The organism is Klebsiella sp. Lac1, assembly GCF_009825425.1.
Lineage (GTDB): Bacteria > Pseudomonadota > Gammaproteobacteria > Enterobacterales > Enterobacteriaceae > Klebsiella > Klebsiella electrica.
On sequence record NZ_VJZJ01000001.1, the window covers coordinates 2,069,456 to 2,087,635 of the forward strand.

General features: G+C 59.5%; 16 protein-coding genes and 2 pseudogenes. 7 read left to right on the forward strand and 11 right to left on the reverse strand.

The features are described 5' to 3' along the window. Positions 1-22: 22 nt before the first annotated feature. Genes FNY10_RS10045 through FNY10_RS10055 form a run of 3 tightly spaced genes read left to right on the forward strand, consistent with a single transcriptional unit; the run spans position 23 to position 2,471 of the window. Entirely contained in the window at positions 23-895 is an 873-nt protein-coding gene (locus FNY10_RS10045; protein WP_160704620.1) for a phytanoyl-CoA dioxygenase family protein, read from the forward strand. A gap of 21 nt (positions 896-916) precedes the next feature. Then, positions 917-1,735: a transporter substrate-binding domain-containing protein gene (locus FNY10_RS10050; RefSeq protein ID WP_160704618.1), complete on the forward strand. Its 819-nt coding sequence runs from the start codon at positions 917-919 to the stop codon at positions 1,733-1,735. Between the two features lie 4 nt (positions 1,736-1,739). Next, positions 1,740-2,471, forward strand: coding sequence for a class II aldolase and adducin N-terminal domain-containing protein (locus tag FNY10_RS10055; RefSeq protein ID WP_141964448.1), 732 nt, complete (start codon positions 1,740-1,742; stop codon positions 2,469-2,471). 39 nt (positions 2,472-2,510) lie between these two features. Here the strand turns inward: FNY10_RS10055 and FNY10_RS10060 are convergent. Further along, positions 2,511-2,702 (reverse strand): annotated as a pseudogene (locus FNY10_RS10060) (TlpA family protein disulfide reductase); the annotation flags it as partial. A gap of 669 nt (positions 2,703-3,371) precedes the next feature. Between FNY10_RS10060 and FNY10_RS10065 the strand changes: the two are divergent. Further along, the gene (locus tag FNY10_RS10065; RefSeq protein ID WP_160704616.1) at positions 3,372-4,331 is read left to right on the forward strand and encodes a helix-turn-helix domain-containing protein; all 960 of its coding nucleotides are present in this window, start codon (positions 3,372-3,374) and stop codon (positions 4,329-4,331) included. 27 nt (positions 4,332-4,358) lie between these two features. On the opposite strand, the gene FNY10_RS10070 is transcribed toward FNY10_RS10065, so the two are convergent. Next, positions 4,359-4,484: a small membrane protein gene (locus FNY10_RS10070; protein WP_202395495.1), complete on the reverse strand. Its 126-nt coding sequence runs from the start codon at positions 4,482-4,484 to the stop codon at positions 4,359-4,361. Positions 4,485-4,701: 217 nt separating this feature from the next. Here FNY10_RS10070 and FNY10_RS10075 point away from each other — a divergent pair, with 217 nt between their 5' ends. Both FNY10_RS10075 and fdhF read left to right on the forward strand, forming a co-directional pair. Further along, on the forward strand, positions 4,702-5,784 hold the full coding sequence (locus tag FNY10_RS10075; RefSeq protein WP_160704614.1) for a malate/lactate/ureidoglycolate dehydrogenase: 1,083 nt from the start codon (positions 4,702-4,704) through the stop codon (positions 5,782-5,784). A gap of 240 nt (positions 5,785-6,024) precedes the next feature. Continuing rightward, positions 6,025-8,175 carry a formate dehydrogenase subunit alpha gene (gene fdhF, locus FNY10_RS10080; protein WP_160704612.1) on the forward strand — a complete coding sequence of 717 codons (2,151 nt, stop codon included), beginning with the start codon at positions 6,025-6,027 and terminating at the stop codon, positions 8,173-8,175. A 58-nt stretch (positions 8,176-8,233) separates the two neighbouring features. On the opposite strand, the gene FNY10_RS10085 is transcribed toward fdhF, so the two are convergent. Then, positions 8,234-9,391, reverse strand: coding sequence for a M20 aminoacylase family protein (locus FNY10_RS10085; RefSeq protein ID WP_131047936.1), 1,158 nt, complete (start codon positions 9,389-9,391; stop codon positions 8,234-8,236). A 287-nt stretch (positions 9,392-9,678) separates the two neighbouring features. Here FNY10_RS10085 and FNY10_RS10090 point away from each other — a divergent pair, with 287 nt between their 5' ends. Further along, positions 9,679-10,878: an MFS transporter gene (locus FNY10_RS10090; protein ID WP_100683607.1), complete on the forward strand. Its 1,200-nt coding sequence runs from the start codon at positions 9,679-9,681 to the stop codon at positions 10,876-10,878. A 74-nt stretch (positions 10,879-10,952) separates the two neighbouring features. Here FNY10_RS10090 and FNY10_RS10095 read toward each other — a convergent pair whose 3' ends face one another. From FNY10_RS10095 to FNY10_RS10130, 8 genes and pseudogenes are all read right to left on the reverse strand, one after another. Then, positions 10,953-11,675, reverse strand: a complete 723-nt coding sequence (locus tag FNY10_RS10095) for an amino acid ABC transporter ATP-binding protein (RefSeq protein WP_131048031.1) — start codon at positions 11,673-11,675, stop codon at positions 10,953-10,955. Next, positions 11,662-12,426, reverse strand: a complete 765-nt coding sequence (locus FNY10_RS10100) for an amino acid ABC transporter permease (protein WP_100683606.1) — start codon at positions 12,424-12,426, stop codon at positions 11,662-11,664. Before FNY10_RS10100 ends, FNY10_RS10095 begins: the two co-directional genes overlap by 14 nt. 65 nt (positions 12,427-12,491) lie before the next feature. Continuing rightward, a complete protein-coding gene (locus tag FNY10_RS10105; protein ID WP_100683605.1) occupies positions 12,492-13,259 on the reverse strand; it encodes a basic amino acid ABC transporter substrate-binding protein in 768 nt (255 codons plus the stop codon). 95 nt (positions 13,260-13,354) lie between these two features. Then, positions 13,355-14,285, reverse strand: a pseudogene (locus FNY10_RS10110) (MurR/RpiR family transcriptional regulator). Further along, entirely contained in the window at positions 14,251-15,204 is a 954-nt protein-coding gene (locus FNY10_RS10115) for an iron-siderophore ABC transporter substrate-binding protein (protein WP_160704610.1), read from the reverse strand. Before FNY10_RS10115 ends, FNY10_RS10110 begins: the two are co-directional and overlap by 35 nt. Before the next feature lie 9 nt (positions 15,205-15,213). Next, positions 15,214-16,272, reverse strand: coding sequence for an iron ABC transporter permease (locus FNY10_RS10120; protein WP_202395493.1), 1,059 nt, complete (start codon positions 16,270-16,272; stop codon positions 15,214-15,216). Next, positions 16,269-17,288 (reverse strand): iron ABC transporter permease, encoded by a 1,020-nt coding sequence (locus FNY10_RS10125; RefSeq protein WP_160704608.1) that lies wholly within the window; start codon positions 17,286-17,288, stop codon positions 16,269-16,271. Before FNY10_RS10125 ends, FNY10_RS10120 begins: the two co-directional genes overlap by 4 nt. Next, positions 17,285-18,106 (reverse strand): ABC transporter ATP-binding protein, encoded by an 822-nt coding sequence (locus tag FNY10_RS10130; protein WP_160704606.1) that lies wholly within the window; start codon positions 18,104-18,106, stop codon positions 17,285-17,287. Before FNY10_RS10130 ends, FNY10_RS10125 begins: the two co-directional genes overlap by 4 nt. Positions 18,107-18,180: the final 74 nt, after the last annotated feature.

Consider the following 18,180-nt stretch of genomic DNA (forward strand, 5'->3'; position numbering starts at 1 on the left):
CCGTTTGTGAAAGGAAAAAATTATGATCGCGCAGTGGCAAATCGAGCAGTTTCATCAACAAGGTTTTCTGGTGGTCGAAGGGGTGCTGTCGCCTGACGACATCGCCGCCTTGCAGCAGGATTTTGACGGTTGGGTCGAAGAGAGCCGCCGCCATTGCGAGGTATGGGGCGAGACGCTGGACGGTCGCCCGCGCTTCGACCTTGAAGGGGATCACCGCGCCGATCACCCTTCTCTGCGCCGGGTCAGTTCGCCGACGGAGATTTCCGCCGCCTTCGAACGTGCCGCGCTGCAATCGCGCATGGCGGCCATCGCCGCCCAGCTTATCGGCGGCAGCGGCACCCGTTTTCATCACAGCAAAATCAACTCCAAACTGCCATTCACCGCGACGCAGGTGAAATGGCATCAGGATTTTCTGTTCACACCGCACAGCAATGACGACATCATCACCGCCCTGCTGATGGTCAGCGACGTCACGCCGGAAAACGGCCCGCTGAACGTGGTGCCGGGGAGCCATAAGGGGCCGCTGTGGTCCCACTGGCAGGACGGACGCTTTACCGGCGCGGTTGACGACGAGGTGGTGTCCGCACAGTGCCAGCAGCCCGCCGCCTGCTTTGGCCCTTCAGGCTCGGTGTGCTTTATGCATACCCGCCTGCTTCATGCCTCGAGCCCCAATGAAACCGGGCTGCCGCGGACGCTGTTTATCAGCGTCTATGCCGCCGAGGACGCCCTGCCCTTTGGCGAAAACCCGTTGCCAAGCCGGCACGCGGGCCAACTGGTGGCTGGCGTCGAGAGCGGCCTGGTGCGCAGCACCGCCAATCAGTTACGTTTGCCGCAGAAACCGCGCGGCGCCTCATTCTTCGTTCAGCAGGCCGGCCACGATCTTGCCAGCATGTAATGTCATCCCCTGGAGGTTTTTATGAAACGATTTGATGCTCTGCTTCTTTGTACCGCTGGCGCTCTGACCTCGTTCAGCACTTTTGCGGCATTCCTGCAGCCGGGGAAAATCACCGCCGGTTCGGATATGACGTTTTATCCTTATGAATATATGGAAAACAACAAACCGGCCGGTTTTGATATTGAGTTTCTCGCCGGTCTGGCGAAAACCATCGGCCGCGAGGCGGTGAATACGGATACCCGCTTTCCTAATCTGATCCCCGGCCTGCAGGGCGGGCGGTTCGATATAACCAACTCCTCGATGTATATCACCGCCGAACGCCTGAAGGTGATTGACATGGTGCCGTACCTGAAAAGCGGCGAATCGATCCTGGCGCTTAAAGGCGCCAGCTATCAGCCGAAGACTCCGGAAGAGTTTTGCGGGCACAAAATCGGCTCGATGGGCGCCACCTCCTGGCTGGCGCAGTTGCAAAAACTGTCGGCGGACTATTGCGTCAAGAAAGGCCTGCCGCCCATTAAGCTCAGCGAGTACAGCACCGACCCGCAAACCACCCAGGCGCTGCTGTCGCGGGCGGTGGAGGCGCAGATTACCGATGCGGCGGTGGCGCGCGGCGTCGTTGAGAAGCTGGGCGAGCGGATCGTTATCTCTTCCGATACCTTAATTTACCCGGTGCTGAACGGCTTTGGCATCAAAAAAGGCAACAGCGAAGTGAAGAGCGCCCTTGAGGAGGGGCTGAAAAAATTCAGCGCCACGCCGGAATACGCGGCGCTGCTGAAAAAATATCACTTCCAGCCGCCGACGGAAGAGGACCTGAAAACCCTGATGCCAAAAGCGGAGTAATGCCATGGCTTACTCTTGCGAAGAACAAACGCGGATCGATCTGGCGGCGACGTTTCGTATCATCGCGCATCTCGGCATGCACGAGGCGGTCGCCAACCACTTTAGCGCGGCCCTGTCGCCGGACGGCAAGAAGTTTCTGCTGAATCCGAAGTGGAAACACTTCTCGCGGATCCGCGCCAGCGACCTGCTGCTGCTGGATGCCGATGACGAAGCGACCGCACAGCGCCCGGACGTGGACGCCACCGCGTGGGCTATCCACGGTCAGATTCATCAGCGGCTGCCGCAGGCGCGGGCGGTACTGCACCTGCACCCGGTCTATACCACCAGCATCGCCTGCCTGGCGAATCCGCAGATCCTGCCTATCGATCAGAATAGTGCGCGCTATTTTAATCGCGTGGCGGTGGATACGCTGTACGGCGGGATGGCGGATACCGCCGCCGAAGGCGCGAGGCTGGCCGGGCTGCTGGCGGATAAACGCCGCCTGCTGATGGGCAACCACGGTGTGCTGGTCACCGCCGCGACCATCGGCGAAGCGTTTGACGATATCTGGACGCTGGAGCGGGCCTGCCAGATTCTGGTCACCGCCTGGTCGACCGGCCAGCCGCTGAAGGTGTTGTCCGCTGAGGTGGCGGAGAAAACGGCCGAGGACTGGGAGAAAATCGCCGATTTTTCCCGCCAGCACTTCGCCGAAATGAAGCAGATGATGATTGATGCCGATCCTTCGCTGCTGGACTAAAAAGACGCAGACTCCCGGGCGCACGCCCGGGAGAGATGCTTATTGCTGCGCCAGTCGGGTGAATACCGCCTGGCGTTCTGCGGGTTTTCGCCATCCCTGATGCCGTTCCAGCACCCGTCCACCCGCGTCGTTCAGAACCGAGGTCGGCGTCCCGATCACCTGATAGCGTTCCCGGGTTATGTTAGGCCGATCGCGCAGCACCGGATAGCTGCTGCCGTGTTTCGCCAGCAGCGGCGCTGCCAGCCGGTAAAAGCTGGCCGCTATCCAGATTCAACCGCCGAGTGACGATTCGCGTCTGGTATAGCGTTCTCACGGTTTGCGCATCGGCGGGTCCATTTTTCACAAACCCGGCAGCCTGGAGAACCGCGGCTTCGGTTTCCTCGTTTCGCGGTTCGGCAAAATTGTCTTTGAGCCGTAAAAAAATAAACAGCAAAAATTGCAAACCATAAAACACAAATAACCATCAAAGATAAAACAATAATTTTACTCTTGCGCATACGCGGTTATTCCCGTCGCTCGTTGGATGCCTGCGCTATAGCTTGCAATCGCTTTTATCCGGCTGTCCACTGCGTTTTTCATAATATTGCCGCTTATTCAGAGCCCCTGCGCCGCAGACAGGAAAACTGAATCGGCTCTTTTTAAATAACGGCCACAGGCGCTAATAAAATATCTCCCCTGCGATGAAGGGGTTTTATTTTATATTTAGCGGACCGTAAAATAAGTCGCTATGGATAGCGAACAGCGTTTTTCACGGTCCGATCGTCGCGGCATCAGCAGCGATGAGTTCTCGCACTAACGCTCTGAAGAAACGTAAAAATCCCGACTCGCCGCTGGCGTTTCTTGAGATTATTCTTATAATAAGTGGATAAAATGACCAGCTGGCCGGGATACGAAACAACCATGCCCAGACCTACGACGCTGTACGTTCCCCATATATTAAGCGCGGCGGATATTGCGCCGGAAGAGCGCTATCAGCAAATCTCGCAGAACCTCAGCTGCTATGGCATTGAGGTGGTAAATAACCGCCGTCCGGCAGAGATTATTGCCCACCATAAAACCATATCGGCTATTTCCGGCGATTATTGTAGTGCAATGGGTTCTAAAAACGAGACAATATTCGACCCGCACCGGGTGGCTGAATCTTCAATCTATATTTCTCTGCTGGTACAGGGGCATCAGCTGATCGGCGGCAGAAAAAAATCAGCTGTTGCCCGAATTAATCCCGGACAGCTCATCGTTCACCAGCGCAATGATTATTACAATTATCAATGTGATGATGTCAAACAGCTGTATATCATTCCGCATAGCGCGAAAATCAACACGTTATTTAGCGGTCAACTGACCAACCCGGTCGTCACGCTGGATAATCACCCTTTAGCGTTATTTTTGAAATCGCATATGCTGCTGCTGGACGCGCAATCGGCAAATTTATCCGCACAGGAAACCGCGGTTATCGTCGATGGCCTACACCATATCGCGCTGCAGGTTCTGGCCGATGTGGCGCAGGAGAAAGGGCTGCGCTCGTCAGGAAAACTCGCGCATCTGGTCAACAGCGCGAAATCCTTTATTACGCTTAATTATCACCGACATGACCTGACTCCTGATCTGCTTTGCCGGATGCTGTACTGCTCACGATCCAGCCTCGATCGCGCGTTTCAACAACAGGGGACTTCGGTGATGGCGGTGATGAAAGAGATACGCCTCGAGGCGGCCCGCCAGCTGCTGGAAAACGATCCCCGTCTGCGGGTTGAACAGGTCTCCTGGCGCTGCGGTTTTGTCAGCCACCCGCTGTTCAGCAAGAGTTTTCGCGAGAAATACCACTCCACGCCGAAAGCCTGGCGCGACAACCATGACAACTAAAGTGAATACCCAGGCCGTCGACGGATATTAGCGATGGCGGAAAGATTTAAAGCGCATCGCTTTGCGTTCTTTTATATAACTCCATAAACAATAGATCGATAATCCCAGCAGCGAAATCGCGACGATAATTAAAAGCAGAGCACTGATGTTCATTTTGGTCTTCTCTTTATCATTTTTTAGCTGGTTTTTATCATAATGATTATCAGGGCCGCGAACAGCACGCCGGGCCTCAAGCCTGTTCCCTGCCCCTCATTTCTCTTCCGCGCGCTTCGCGCGCCAACATATTGATCTTCTTCGCCCATAAGCGCAGCATGAAAGCGCAAACTTAATAAAACAACAACACCCTCGAATAAGTCACAGGAGCGTATCAGTGCAAACCGGATATCGTTTTCAGGCGACGGATCTGCATCAGTTCGTCAACACGCTGTTCATTGAGCTTGGCAGTTCTCCCACCGAAGCCTCCCTTGTCGCCGACCATCTGGTGGCCGCTAATCTCGCCGGCCACGACTCACACGGCGTGGGGATGATCCCGACCTATCTGCGTTCTCATGCTCAGGGTCATTTGCAGCTCAATCGTCATGCCAGCGTGATGAAGGATGCCGGTGCGGTGGCGACACTCGACGGTAACGCCGGCTTTGGTCAGGTGGTTGCCCATGAAGCAATGCAGAAAGGGATTGAGAAAGCCCGGCAACACGGCATGGCGGCGATCGCGCTGCGCAACGCGCATCACATCGGACGCATTGGTTACTGGGCCGAGCAGTGCGCGGCGGCAGGTTTCATCTCGATCCACTTCGTCAGCGTGGTGGGCGATCCGATGGTGGCTCCGTTTCGCGGCAAAGACAGTCGTTTCGGCACCAATCCGCTGTGCGTTATCTTCCCGCGAGAAGGCCAGCCTCCGCTGCTGCTCGACTACGCCACCAGCGCCATTGCCTTTGGCAAAACCCGCGTCGCCTGGCATAAAGGCGAAGCCGTCCCGCCCGGTTCATTGATTGACGCCCGAGGCGAACCGACCACCGACCCGGCGGTCATGCAGACCTCGCCGTTAGGCGCCCTGCTCACCTTCGCTCAACATAAAGGCTACGCCCTCGCCACGCTGTGCGAAATCCTCGGCGGCGCCGTCTCCGGCGGCCAGACCACCCACCAGCAGAGCCTGCAGACCTGCGTCGACGCTATCTTCAACTGCATGACCACCATTATTCTCGACCCGAAAGCCTTCGACGCGCCGGACATGCAGCGCGAAACAGAAGCCTTCATCGACTGGTGTAAGCAGTCGCCTCACGACGCGCAGACGCCGATTCTGGTACCGGGCGAGTGGGAAGAGGCCAATCGTCAGGAGCGTCTGGCGCGGGGCATTCCGCTGGATGCCGGCAGCTGGCAGGCCATCTGCGAAGCGGCGCTGGCAGCCGGACTCTCCCCGCAAAAACTGGCGTCGTTCCAGCCTGAAATGCGCTAACCCATAACAGGACGCCCTATCCAGGCGTTCTGTAACGTCATCGTCATTAGTGACGACATCACGACGACACCGCTATCCCGCAAAATATTCCCATTTAATATCAGCAAGTTAATTTTGGCATAATTTCTGCATACCGCTCCTGTCTTCCGCTTGCATCGCGGCGAAAGGTTTCCATGACGATGGCGGGCCGGGCCCGGCCTGACCATTGATCTTCATTCACTGTTAACAGGTCTGTTACTGATGAAAAAAATCACAAGCGTTTGCCCTTATTGCGGGGCGGGTTGCAAACTCAAGCTGGTTGTCGAAAACGATAAAATTATCCGTGCGGAAGCCGCCGATGGGGTGACCAATCAGAATCAGCTGTGCCTCAAAGGGTATTACGGATGGGATTTTCTTAATGATACTCAGCTGCTCACTCCGCGGCTGAAGCAGCCGATGATTCGCTACCAGAAAGGGGGAAAACTCACCCCGGTCAGCTGGGACGAGGCGATTCGCTATACGGCCAAAAAACTCCGGGAGATCAAAGAGCAGTATGGCCCGCGCGCGATAATGACCACCGGTTCGTCTCGCGGTACCGGGAATGAAACCAACTATGTGATGCAGAAATTCGCCCGGGCGGTGCTAAACACCAACAACGTCGACTGCTGCGCCCGCGTGTGTCACGGTCCGTCGGTGGCGGGTCTGCAGGTGGCACTGGGTAACGGCGCGATGAGCAACTCCATCAGCGATATTGAACACTCAAAATGTCTGCTGGTCTTTGGCTACAACTGCGCCGATTCCCACCCTATCGTCGCCCGTCGGGTGATTAACGCGCGCGAAAACGGCGCGAAAATCATCGTCTGCGACCCGCGGCGAATTGAAACCGCCCGCATTGCCGATCGCCACCTGCAGCTCAACAACGGCAGCAATATGGCGCTGGTCAACGCCTTCGGCCACGTTCTGCTGGAAGAAGATCTCTATAACCATGATTACGTCGAACGCTTTACCGAAGGGCTGGAAGCCTACCGTGAGACGGTGAAAGCCTATTCGCCTGAAGCGGTGGAAGCGGTCACCGGCGTCCCGGCGCAAGAGGTGCGTCAGGCGGTGAGAATGTTTGCCGCCGCGCCGTCGGCCACGATTATGTGGGGTATGGGCGTCACGCAGTTCGGTCAGGCGGTCGATGTAGTGAAAGGGCTGGCCAGCCTGGCGCTGCTGACCGGTAACCTTGGCCGGGAACATGTCGGCGTCGGCCCGGTGCGCGGACAGAACAACGTCCAGGGGGCCTGCGACATGGGGGTGCTGCCGAATCTGTTCCCCGGCTATCAGGAAGTAACCGATGCCAACGTGCGCGCCAAATTTGCCGCGGCCTGGGGCATTGATCCGGTCATTATGGATGACAAAGTCGGCACCCGTATTACCGAAGTTCCGCATAAAGCGCTGAACGGGGAGATCAAAGCCTACTACATCATGGGGGAAGACCCGCTGCAGACCGAAGCCGATCTGGGGCTGGTGCGTAAGGGCATTGAGGCGCTGGATTTTGTCGTGGTGCAGGATATCTTCATGACCAAAACCGCCGAAATCGCCGACGTGCTGCTGCCGGCCACTTCATGGGGCGAACACGGCGGCGTCTTCACCTGCGCCGATCGCGGTTTTCAGCGCTTCGAAAAAGCGATTCCCGCGTCAGGCAACGTCAAACGCGACTGGGAAATCATCAGCCTGCTGGCCAGCGAAATGGGCTACCCGATGCATTACGACAACAACCAACAAATCTGGGACGAAATGCGCGAACTGTGCCCGCTGTTCTACGGCGTCACCTATGAAAAAATGGGCGATATGAACCACGTGCAGTGGCCGTGTCCGACGCTGGATCATCCGGGCACACCGTGGCTATATAAGGACAATAAATTTGATACCCCGACGGGGAAAGGCCAGCTGTTTGCCGCCCCGTGGCGCGCACCGGCTGAAACGCCGGATGCCGACTATCCGCTGGTGCTCTGCACCGTGCGCGAAGTAGGTCACTACTCATGTCGCTCGATGACCGGCAACTGCGCGGCATTGCAATCCCTTGCCGATGAGCCCGGCCGCGTGCAGATAAGCCGCGCCGACGCCGATCGGTTGGGAATCGCCGATCGGCAGCTGGTATGGGTAAGCTCGCGTCGCGGCAAAGTGATTACCCGCGCGGATGTCAGCGACCGTATCAACCACGGCGCCGTGTATATGACCTACCAGTGGTGGGTTGGCGCCTGCAATGAACTGACCCAGGACAATCTCGACCCGGTCTCGAAAACGCCGGAAACCAAATATTGCGCGGTGAAGATAGAAGCCATCAAGGATCAGCTCTGGGCAGAGCAGTTTGCCTGGCGCACCTACAGTGACATGAAAGCGCGTCTGAAGGCGGCGGTGAACGCCTGAATGCCGGTGGAGAGGCGGCGCCTCTCCCCTTTCATATTGCTGGCTGCTGGCGCTGGCGTCAGCCGACCGGCAGCAGTTTTTCCACCAGCGCCGTCCACAGCGCGACACCGTGTTCAATCAGATCGTCGTTAAAATCATAGCGGGCATTATGCAGCGGTTTCGACGGCGTTTCGCCATCGGTACCGATCCAGAAATAGGCGCCAGGGCAGGCCTCCAGCATGCAGGCAAAATCCTCCGACGCCATCGACGGCGCGATCTGCCCGCTCACCGCCGCCTCTCCCAGTACCGCCACCGCCGCCTCGCGCACGTTTCGCGCCTGCGCACGATGGTTTTTGGTCACCGGATAGCCGGGATACCAGAAAATAGCCCCCTGCACATCGGAGACCGGCGGCTGCGTACTGACATAGTGCTCAATCAGCCCTTTCACCCGTTCGCGCACCGGGTTGCTTAGGCAGCGGAAGGTGCCGCGCAGCACCACTTTGTCCGGTAAAACGTTAATCGCTTCACCGCCGCTAATCTGGGTAATGCTGACCACCGCCGACTCCTGCGGCGACAGACGGCGCGAGGGGATCGTCTGCAGGGCCATAATCAACTGCGCGGCGGCGACAATCGGGTCGGCGCCGCTTTCCGGCATGGCCGCGTGGCAGCTTTTGCCGGTCAGGGTGATTTCAAAGGCGTCCAGCGAGGCCATCATCGCCCCCTCGTTAACCGCCACGTGTCCCAGCGGCAGTCCGGGCCAGTTATGCAGCGCGTAGATACCGTCCATCGGGAAGCGGGAAAATAGCCCCTCCTCGACCATTTTACGCGCGCCGCCGAGGTTCTCTTCGGCCGGCTGGAAGACAAAATGCACCGTCCCGCGAAAGCGCCGGGTGTGGGTCAGATGCGCGGCGGCGGCCAGCAGCATGGCGGTGTGGCCATCGTGGCCGCAGGCGTGCATCACGCCCGGATTGCGCGACTTATAGCTGACATCGCCCAGCTCGGTCATCGGCAGCGCGTCCATATCGGCGCGCAGGCCGATAACCGGTCCGGGGCCGTTCTCGAGGGTGGCCACCACGCCGGTCCCTGCCAGCCCGCAATGCACCTGCAGGCCAAAGGATGTCAATAATTCAGCGACGCGCCGCGAGGTTTTCTGCTCCTGATAGCCCAGCTCCGGACAGGCATGAAAATCACGACGCCAGCGGATGGCCTCGGCGATCGATGAAGGCGATACTGCCATGTGTTACTCCTTTCCTGCACAGCATCAACGCTGAACGAGTATGAAATCGGGATACATTTTATGCATGCGCCCGCCGCCGGCGGAATGCCCTCTTCGTTATATCCTTTCGCCAGCGCGCTGACAACACTCCGGCGGCCCGAACGGCGCGTTTTAGCGGGCGCCCGATGTCGCGTATCAATATTAGTCGTCATTTCAACGGTGACAGCGCGCAGCCGATTAATTAATATGCAGGGTCGTCGGCACTTTGCCGGATTATCCACCTGTTGACTTCCGTTATCGGGAATAAAATGTTTAACCCAGAGCACCATCGCCTTGCCCCCACGCTGGCGATGATTATGGCCGCATCATTAGTGGGATTTATCACCGGTTATACGGTACCTTTAATCAGCCTTGAACTTGCGCAGCAACAGACCGACACGGTCTATGTCGGCCTGCTGGCCGCACTGCCCCCGGCGGGCATGATGCTCTCGTCGTTCCTCTCGCCCGCGTTGTGTCGTCGTTTTGAGATGGGCAGCTTGCTCACGGCCAACCTGATCCTGCTGGCGCTGGCCACCGTCGCCTCCTGTCTGACCGTCGATCTCCTGCAACTGCTGCTGCCGCGCTTTCTGACCGGTATCGCCTCCGGGGTGATTATCGTGCTTGGCGAAAGCTGGATAACCGGCGGCGCGGCGGGTAAAAACCGCGCCACCCTGACCGGTATTTACGCCTCGGCATTCACCGGCTGCCAGTTGGCCGGGCCGCTGCTGATCTCTGCCGGCGCCGATTATCAAACCTGGGTCTTACTGGCCGTCATCGGCCTGACCGCCGCCTGTCTGCTGATGCTGCGCCATCTGCCGGGCGGAAGCCGCGAAAGCCTCGCTGAGCGCGCCAGCTGGCGCAGTCTGGGGGCTTTTTTACCGGTCCTGGCGTCCGGGGTTTTCTGCTTCGCCTTCTTTGACGCCAGCATTCTGGCGCTGCTGCCGCTCTACGGGATGGATAAAGGGCTGAACGAAGCGACGGCGGTCCTGCTGGTGACCATTGTGTTAACCGGCGATGCCTTCTTCCAGGCCCCGCTGGGCTGGGTGGCCGACAAATTTGGCCTCCGCCGCGTGCATCTGAGCTGCGCGGTGGTGTTTTGCCTCTCCCTGCTGGCGCTGCCTTTCCTGCTGGCATCGTATCGCCAGCTCATAATCGGCTGTCTGATTCTCGGCGCGGCGGCAGGGGCGCTGTACACGCTCTCACTGGTGCGCGCCGGTAAAACCTTCAGCGGGCAGAAGCTTATTATGATCAACGCCCTGCTGGGATTTTTCTGGTCGGCGGGCAGCGTTGCCGGACCGGTTGTCAGCAGCCTGCTGATCAGCGTATCCGGCTATGATGGCCTGCTGGTCACCCTGCTGGCCTGCGGAGTATTGTTCCTGCTGATTCAGTGCCTGGGGAAAACGGAGACAGCGCTGCTGGCAAATGAACGTCAGGACCGAGACGCCGATGTGCAGACGGAAACCGCCTGAGAAGCAGCCTTAGCCGGGCGGCTAACGGCTAACGCCATCAGCGAAGCTCCGCTGATGGCGCATGTGGTGCGCTCTTATAATACTTTGCTTAAGAAGGCCGCGGTGCGCGGATTGAGCGGAGCGCTAAAGATCTGCTCAGGCTTCCCCTCTTCCTGAATAATGCCCTGATCGATAAAGATAACCCGATCAGCCACTTCGCGGGCAAAGCCCATCTCGTGCGTGACGATAACCATCGTCATCCCTTCGCTGGCAAGGTTTTTCATCACTTCCAGCACGTCGCCTACCAGCTCGGGGTCCAGCGCAGAGGTCGGTTCATCAAACAGCATAATCGAAGGCTTCATCGCCAGCGCGCGGGCAATGGCCACCCGCTGCTGCTGACCACCGGAGAGGCTGGAGGGCCAGGCGTCACGCTTATCGCTTAACCCCACCTTCGCCAGCAGCTCTTCCGCCAGCTGCACCGCCTGCGAACGGCTCACGCCGTGCAGGTTGACTGGTGCCATGATCAGATTTTCCAGCACCGTCATATGGGGGAACAGATTAAAACGCTGAAAGACCATGCCAACGCTTTCCCGCATCTTGTTCAGATCGGTGCTGCGGTCGTGGACGGCGAAGCCGTTGACTTCGACGATGCCTTCGCTGACGCTTTCCAGCGCATTCATACAGCGCAGAAACGTGCTTTTTCCGGACCCCGACGGCCCGATAATGCAGACCACTTCCTGCGGCTTAATATCGCAGCTGATGCCGCGCAGTACGTGGCTGTCGCCGAAACGTTTGTGCAGATTATTAATGTGAATCACTTTTGCCAAACCTCTTTTCCAGACGGTTAACCAGCTGCGCCAGCAGGAAGGTAATGACCCAGTAGACCAGGGAGATGGTCAGGTAGGGTTCCCAGTAGGTGGCATAGGCGCCGGACACGGTACGCGCGGCATAGGCCAGATCGGCAAGACCGATAGCCGAAGCCAGCGAAGAGTCCTTGACGATGGCAATCGCATTGTTGCCCAGCGGCGGCAGGATCCGCCGAAAGGCCTGCGGCAAAATCACCTGGCGCATGGTTTTCCACCACGGCATCCCCAGCGCGCGGGAGGCTTCCATCTGCCCTTTATCAATCGACTGAATACCGGCGCGGAAGATTTCCGAGACGTAGGCCCCGGCATTCAGGGTAATGGCGACGATACAGGAGAGAAACGCGCCGTAGTTTGAGCGCAGTTCGCGGGCAAAATCGGCGCTCATCAGCCCGTGGCTGACCAGCAGACCGTCGCGCGGGTTGATAAACAGCGGCACCAGCGCGAAGTGCACCACCATAATCTGCACAAACAGCGGCGTGCCGCGAAACGCGCTGACGTAGACGCGCACCGGAAACTGCACCAGATAGCGCAGCACATATTTCCACGGCCCGTGTTCCGCCTTCGCCATACGCCCAAGGCCCAGCGTCAGCCCCCACAGGGTGCCGAGGATCACGCAGATAATGGTACATTTAATGGTCATCAAGGCGCCGTCCATAAACAGCGGACCGTACTCCTCGATGATCTCCCAACGGAATCCCGTCATAGTGCTTCCCTAAAAAATACGGCTATCGCACGCGTCGATAGCCGTCATGAAAACCAAAAGATGAATTATTGCGCAGGCAGCGTCGGGACGTTGTCGTCAAACCAGGTTTTATAGATTTTGCCGTAGGTACCGTCGGCAACGATTTTCTTCAGGCCGGCGTTGATTTTCGCCTGCAGTTCGCTGTTGCCTTTGGCTACCGCGATACCGAAATACTGACGTTCAAACCTGGCGTCCGGCACCAGCTTAAACTGCTTCTCCGGATGCTGCTTGATATAGTATTTCACCACGCCCACATCGCCCACCGCCGCGCTGACGCCGTCTTCAAACAGCTCCTGCAGCATCAGCGGGGTATTATCAAAACGCTTAATCGAGGTGCTGTTTTTACCCAGCACATCAGAAACCACGATATCGCCGGTGCTGGAGTTGACGACCCCAACCTTTTCACTCTTCAGCGCCGCCAGAGAGGTCACTTTGGAATCGGCCGGCACCACGATGGACTGCTCAGCCGGGAAGTAAGGGGCGGAAAAATCAACCATCTGCTTGCGCTTATCGGTGATGGTTATCCCGGAGATAATGATGTCGCGGTCGCCGGAACCGAGGGTGGCGAAGATCCCTTCCCACGGGGTATTCACCAGCTTGATATTAAAGTTTTCCGCTTTGGCGATTGCTTTGATGATATCAATATCAAAGCCTTCCAGCTGTTTCTGGCTGTTTTCATATTCAAACGGGCGGTAGGTCCCGCCGGAACCGACAACGTAGGTCTCCTGCGCCGCCTGAGCGCTGCCTGCCAGAGCCACCAACAGACAGCACGCCTTCATCCATTTCCCCATCATGACAACCTCTTTTTATGCATTAATTTTGCATAAAAATACACACCATCACGACGACTTGCAACAGGAAACCTTTCCGCGGGCGCATTATCGCGGACTTAGCCGCGTTTACCGCCGGATTTACCAATCGCTTTATGCAGTTCGTTAATGCGCTTCATCGACTTCATGGTCCGCTGCGGCGTGGTCGTCGCCACCGACAGCACCAGCATTTCGAGACACACCAGTACCGTGCCATGCAGCGGTACCCGGCCGTTATCGCCGCCGCGCGGGACGTCGATCACCACCTGCGCCTCCTGGCTGAAACGCGAGTCCAGCGCCTGGGTCAACAAAATCGTCGGGATCCCCAGCCGCCGGGCTTCACGCAGCGCGGTCATCCCTTCGCGATGCGGCGATTTCTGGCCCATCATCATCATCACATCGCCGCGCTGCAGGCCAATCAGCTGCTCGGCAAGGCTGAAACCGGTGCGGTTGAGCACGCAGGAGGGTAAGCCGATACGGCTGAACAGCCTGCCGGTGTACTCCGCCAGAATCCCCGACGCCCCGATGCCGAAAATCGCCACCTGCCGCGCCTCGCTGAGTAGCGCCACCGCCTGGGCGACGGCGGCGCGGTTGGCGGGGCGAGAGAGCACTTCGCAGGCGCGCTGATGGCCCTCCAGCACAAAATCAATGCTCGAATTGACATCGCAGGAGAGCGCATTCACCGTTGACAACATTTTCTCCGATGAGGTGATGGCGGGGCCGAACCAGCGCTCCATGGTCTGTTTCAGCTCGCGCAGCCCGGCAAAGCCCAGCGCCTGAATCGCCCGCACCACGGTGGCATCCGAAGTCTGAGTCGCCGCGGCGATCTCCATCGCCGTGCGCTCCAGCACCACTTCACGGTTTTCGTTGATATAGCTGACGACCGCCAGCAGGCGCGGCGACAGCTGGTGCGCCCGGGCGCGAAAGCGTTCGCCGAACAGGTCGACCCGCCCTTTCTCTCTTTTCACCGGTGTTTTCATTTCCGCTCCGCCGGCAGCGGACGACCGGCAATGTGCGACTGCACCTGCGCCACCATCAGGGTCAGGGCGGCATAGGAGTTGGAGATAACCTCCTCGCGCGGCAGCAGGATATAGCGGCCGCTGCGGCAGGCGCGCATAAAGTCGCACCAGCCGGGCATCACCCCTTCCATCGCCTGCAGCTCCTCCTGCGGTTTACCGCCGGTATCCGATCGCCAGGTGGCAAAAACAAAATCCGCATCCAGCTCCGGCAGCTGTTCGGCGCTGACGTCAATGCGCTGTCCGTCAGGGATCTTGTCGATCAACGGCGGAAAACGGAACCCGGCATCGCGCAGCACCCGTCCCAGCGCGTGGTAGGCATGGTGAACGGTGACTTTGCCATTGTTGGCCTGAATCACCGACACGGTGATATTGCGGGTATCCACCAGCGCTTTAAGCTGGGCTATCTGCGCCTGATAGCGATGTTCAAGAATCGCCAGCCGCGCTTCGCTGCCGGTGAGCTGCGCCAGCTTGCTGTAAATTCGCGGCGCGCTGCCCTGCAGATGGTCAATGCTGACCGTCGGCGCAATCTTCTCCAGCTGTTCCACGGAGACGTGGCGGCTCGGTTCGGTAATAATCAGATCCGGCTTCGCCGCCGCCACCGCTTCGAGGTCGATATCCGCGGTGCCGATAAACTGGATCGCGCTGTTATCAAAATCGACCCCGGTCAGCTGGGCGCTGGAGCGCAGATAGTGGCTACCGTCGGGGCGGGTGCGCCCGTGGCTGGCCACCGGCGGCACGCCAAGTTCAATCAGCGGAATCGTGATATCCAGGTCGTGCATCGAGACGATACGCTGCGGATGCAGCGGCACCGTCACCACCCGCCCTAAATCATCGGTAAACGTGTGTGTTTGACCCTCGGCGGCGCTGGTCACGCCCGCCGCTAACAACAGCAAAGAAATAAGCCAACGCATAGCAACCCTTCAACATGACAGGGCGTCACGACGACGCCACAGCAGCAAGATAAAAAACGGACACCCCACCAGCGCAATAACAATTCCGGCCGGAATTTGCAGCGGCGCGAAGGCCAGACGGCCGAGGGTATCGGTAAACAGCACCAGCAGCGCGCCAATCAACGCGCTGCCGCACAGTAGCGACACCTGGCCGCCGCGCAGCAGAAAGCGCGCCATATGGGGTGCCATCAGCCCCACAAAGCCAAGGCTGCCGACGCAGGAGACGCTGGCGGAGGTGAGCAGCACCGGCGCGAAAAAGCGCAGCAGGGTCAGCTGCTGCAGGCGCACGCCGAGCCCTACCGCGGTACGGTCGCCAAGCTGCGCCACATCCGCCGCCCTGGCGGTCAGAAACAGAATCAATGTCCCCGGCAACGCCCACAAAAAGGCCACCGTCAACAGCGTCCAGGTTGCCGCATGCAGACTGCCGGCAAGCCAGATCATCGCCGTTTGCACATCGCGCACATCGGCGGTAGTCATAAAAATGCCCACCGCCGCCGCCAGCGTCCATGAGACGCCGATACCGATCAGAATGAAGCGCGGCCGCGAGCAATCGCGGGCCAGCACCAGCACCAGCAGTGCCACCAGCGCCCCGCCGAGAATCCCCGCCAGCGGCCGCCAGACCAGGCCGACGGCGGGAAAGAACAGAATCAACGCCAGCACCACGACGCTGGCCCCCTCTTTGACGCCAATCAACCCCGGATCCGCCAGCCCGTTACGGGTGATGCTCTGCATCGCCGCCCCCGCCAGCCCGAGCATAGCGCCGCACAGCAGCGCCATCAGCAGCCGTGGGAGGCGAATATCAAACAGGATAAAGCGCGACTGTTCGCCGACGTTTTCCGGGGCGAAGAGCGCACGCGCCAGGGTACCGGCAGGCAGCGGAAAGCTGCCGCGCGTCAGGCCAAAGCTTGCCAGAAGCAGAATGGCGATAATCAGCGCCGCAGCGGTGTTCAGCGCCGCCGGGCGCAGGAGCAGATGGCAGCGCCCCGCGCGAAGGGGACGGAAACCGGCACGGCGCGCCGCGTTTTTCATTTAAAAAACCTCGCGGCGATAAAGATAAATACCGGCGCACCAACCAGCGCGGTCATCGCCCCGGTCGCCAGCTCCTGCGGCGCCACCAGGGTACGGGCGGCGATATCCGCGAACAGCAGCACCAGCGCCCCGACCGGCGCCGCCAGCGGCAGCGCCAGACGAATATCTTCGCTGACCAGACGACGGATGACGTGCGGCACCACCAGTCCGACAAAACCTATCGGCCCGGCGACCGCCACTGCCGCGCCGCACAGCAGCGCAATGGCGCCCAGCCCCAGCAGGCGGGTCTGCACAAGGTTCACCCCCAGCCCGAGCGCCACCTTGTCGCCCAGCGCCAGAACGTTGAGACGAGGCGCGATAAGCAGCGCGAGCAGGCCCCCGGCCAGCGCCGGAAGCGCCGCCGCGCGTAAAACTGACCAGTTAAGCCCGGCCAGATCGCCCGCCAGCCACGTGCGCATCGCCAGCAGCGTTTGTTCATCCAGAATCAGGATCGCGGCGGTCACCGCCGAGGCAAAGGCCGAGAGCGCCACGCCGCAGAGCGTGATGCGTAGCGGCGTCGCCCCACCGCGCCCGGCGGTCGCCAGCAGCATGACGCCGCCAAACAGCAGCGCCGCGCCGCCGGCGGCAATCAGCGGGCGATCCGGCGTCATTGCGCTCAAACCCAGCGCCGATGTTGCGACTACCGCCAGCGAGGCACCGGCATTCAGCCCCAGAATATGCGGCTCCCCCAACGGGTTACGAATCACCGTCTGCAGCAGCAGACCGGCGACGCCCAGCGTCGCGCCGGTCAACAGCGCCGCCGCGAGGCGAACCAGACGCAGTTCGACAATAATCCGCTGGTCAAAATTACGCGGGTCATAGTGCAACAGCGCCTGGAGCACCGTCTCCGGCGCAATCCAGCGCGCGCCCAGTCCCAGATGCACCACCGAACCGACAATCAGCAGCAGCGCCAGCAGCACGATCGCCCGTTTTGGTCGCGCCCGACGGCGGCGCAGCGGCAACGCGCAGGCGCTCATTGGGCTTCCCCCTGGCGCACGCGAAAGGGCATAAAGAAGGGTTTACCGGTCTGCGGGTTGAGCGACATCTGTACCTCAACATCAAACACGGTTTTGATAAGCTCCGGGGTACAGCTGGCGTTTTCGTCCACCACCCCGGCAATACGCCCTTTCTTGAGGAACACCAGGATGTCGGCATAGTTCACCGCAAAGTTCAGGTCGTGCAGCACGGTGACCACCGTGCGTCCATGTTCGCGGGTCAGGGTTTGCAGCAGTTCGAGGATATCGACCTGATAGCGCAAATCGAGCCAGGTGGTCGGTTCGTCCAGCAGGATCGTCGGCGTTTCCTGCGCCAGCGCCATCGCAATCCAGCAGCGCTGACGCTGGCCGCCGGAGAGGCTGTCTACCGGCAGATGGGCAAATTCGGCGGTGCCGGTTAACGCCATCGCCTCTTCCACCGCCCGTTCGTCGGCATCAGACCACTGGCGCATCAGCCCCTGCCAGGGATAGCGCCCGCGGGAAACCAGTTCAAAGACGGTTAATCCTTCGGGAGTGAGTGGAGACTGCGGCAGGATCCCCAGTTGGCGCGAAACTGCCCGGGTCGGCATGGAGTGGATCATCTGCCCATCCAGACGAACGCTGCCGCCAAGCGGTTTCAGCATGCGGGCAATCGTCGACAGCAGCGTGGATTTACCGGAGCCGTTGGCCCCGGCCAGTACCGTCATTTTACCGTGAGGGATCGTCAGATGAATGTCATCGACAATCAGGGTCTGGCCGTATCCGGCCGACAGGGAATCCAGCACGATTCCCCGCTCTGCAGGTATCACCCGCTGTGGCATAACTCGCTCCTGCGCCGCAACGGCGTGGCATCAGCCAGCACGCTCTGCAGTCAAACAAAAATAAATCTCATTCT

What these genes read in the sequence shown, in the direction of transcription:
- FNY10_RS10045 (WP_160704620.1), top strand. Translation starts at nt 23, where the DNA reads ATGATCGCGCAGTGGCAAATCGAGCAGTTTCATCAACAAGGTTTTCTG.
- FNY10_RS10050 (WP_160704618.1), top strand. Translation starts at nt 917, where the DNA reads ATGAAACGATTTGATGCTCTGCTTCTTTGTACCGCTGGCGCTCTGACC.
- FNY10_RS10055 (WP_141964448.1), top strand. Translation starts at nt 1,740, where the DNA reads ATGGCTTACTCTTGCGAAGAACAAACGCGGATCGATCTGGCGGCGACG.
- FNY10_RS10065 (WP_160704616.1), top strand. Translation starts at nt 3,372, where the DNA reads ATGCCCAGACCTACGACGCTGTACGTTCCCCATATATTAAGCGCGGCG.
- FNY10_RS10070 (WP_202395495.1), bottom strand. Translation starts at nt 4,484, where the DNA reads ATGAACATCAGTGCTCTGCTTTTAATTATCGTCGCGATTTCGCTGCTG.
- fdhF (WP_160704612.1), top strand. Translation starts at nt 6,025, where the DNA reads ATGAAAAAAATCACAAGCGTTTGCCCTTATTGCGGGGCGGGTTGCAAA.
- FNY10_RS10085 (WP_131047936.1), bottom strand. Translation starts at nt 9,391, where the DNA reads ATGGCAGTATCGCCTTCATCGATCGCCGAGGCCATCCGCTGGCGTCGT.
- FNY10_RS10090 (WP_100683607.1), top strand. Translation starts at nt 9,679, where the DNA reads ATGTTTAACCCAGAGCACCATCGCCTTGCCCCCACGCTGGCGATGATT.
- FNY10_RS10100 (WP_100683606.1), bottom strand. Translation starts at nt 12,426, where the DNA reads ATGACGGGATTCCGTTGGGAGATCATCGAGGAGTACGGTCCGCTGTTT.
- FNY10_RS10105 (WP_100683605.1), bottom strand. Translation starts at nt 13,259, where the DNA reads ATGATGGGGAAATGGATGAAGGCGTGCTGTCTGTTGGTGGCTCTGGCA.
- FNY10_RS10115 (WP_160704610.1), bottom strand. Translation starts at nt 15,204, where the DNA reads ATGCGTTGGCTTATTTCTTTGCTGTTGTTAGCGGCGGGCGTGACCAGC.
- FNY10_RS10120 (WP_202395493.1), bottom strand. Translation starts at nt 16,272, where the DNA reads ATGAAAAACGCGGCGCGCCGTGCCGGTTTCCGTCCCCTTCGCGCGGGG.
- FNY10_RS10125 (WP_160704608.1), bottom strand. Translation starts at nt 17,288, where the DNA reads ATGAGCGCCTGCGCGTTGCCGCTGCGCCGCCGTCGGGCGCGACCAAAA.
- FNY10_RS10130 (WP_160704606.1), bottom strand. Translation starts at nt 18,106, where the DNA reads ATGCCACAGCGGGTGATACCTGCAGAGCGGGGAATCGTGCTGGATTCC.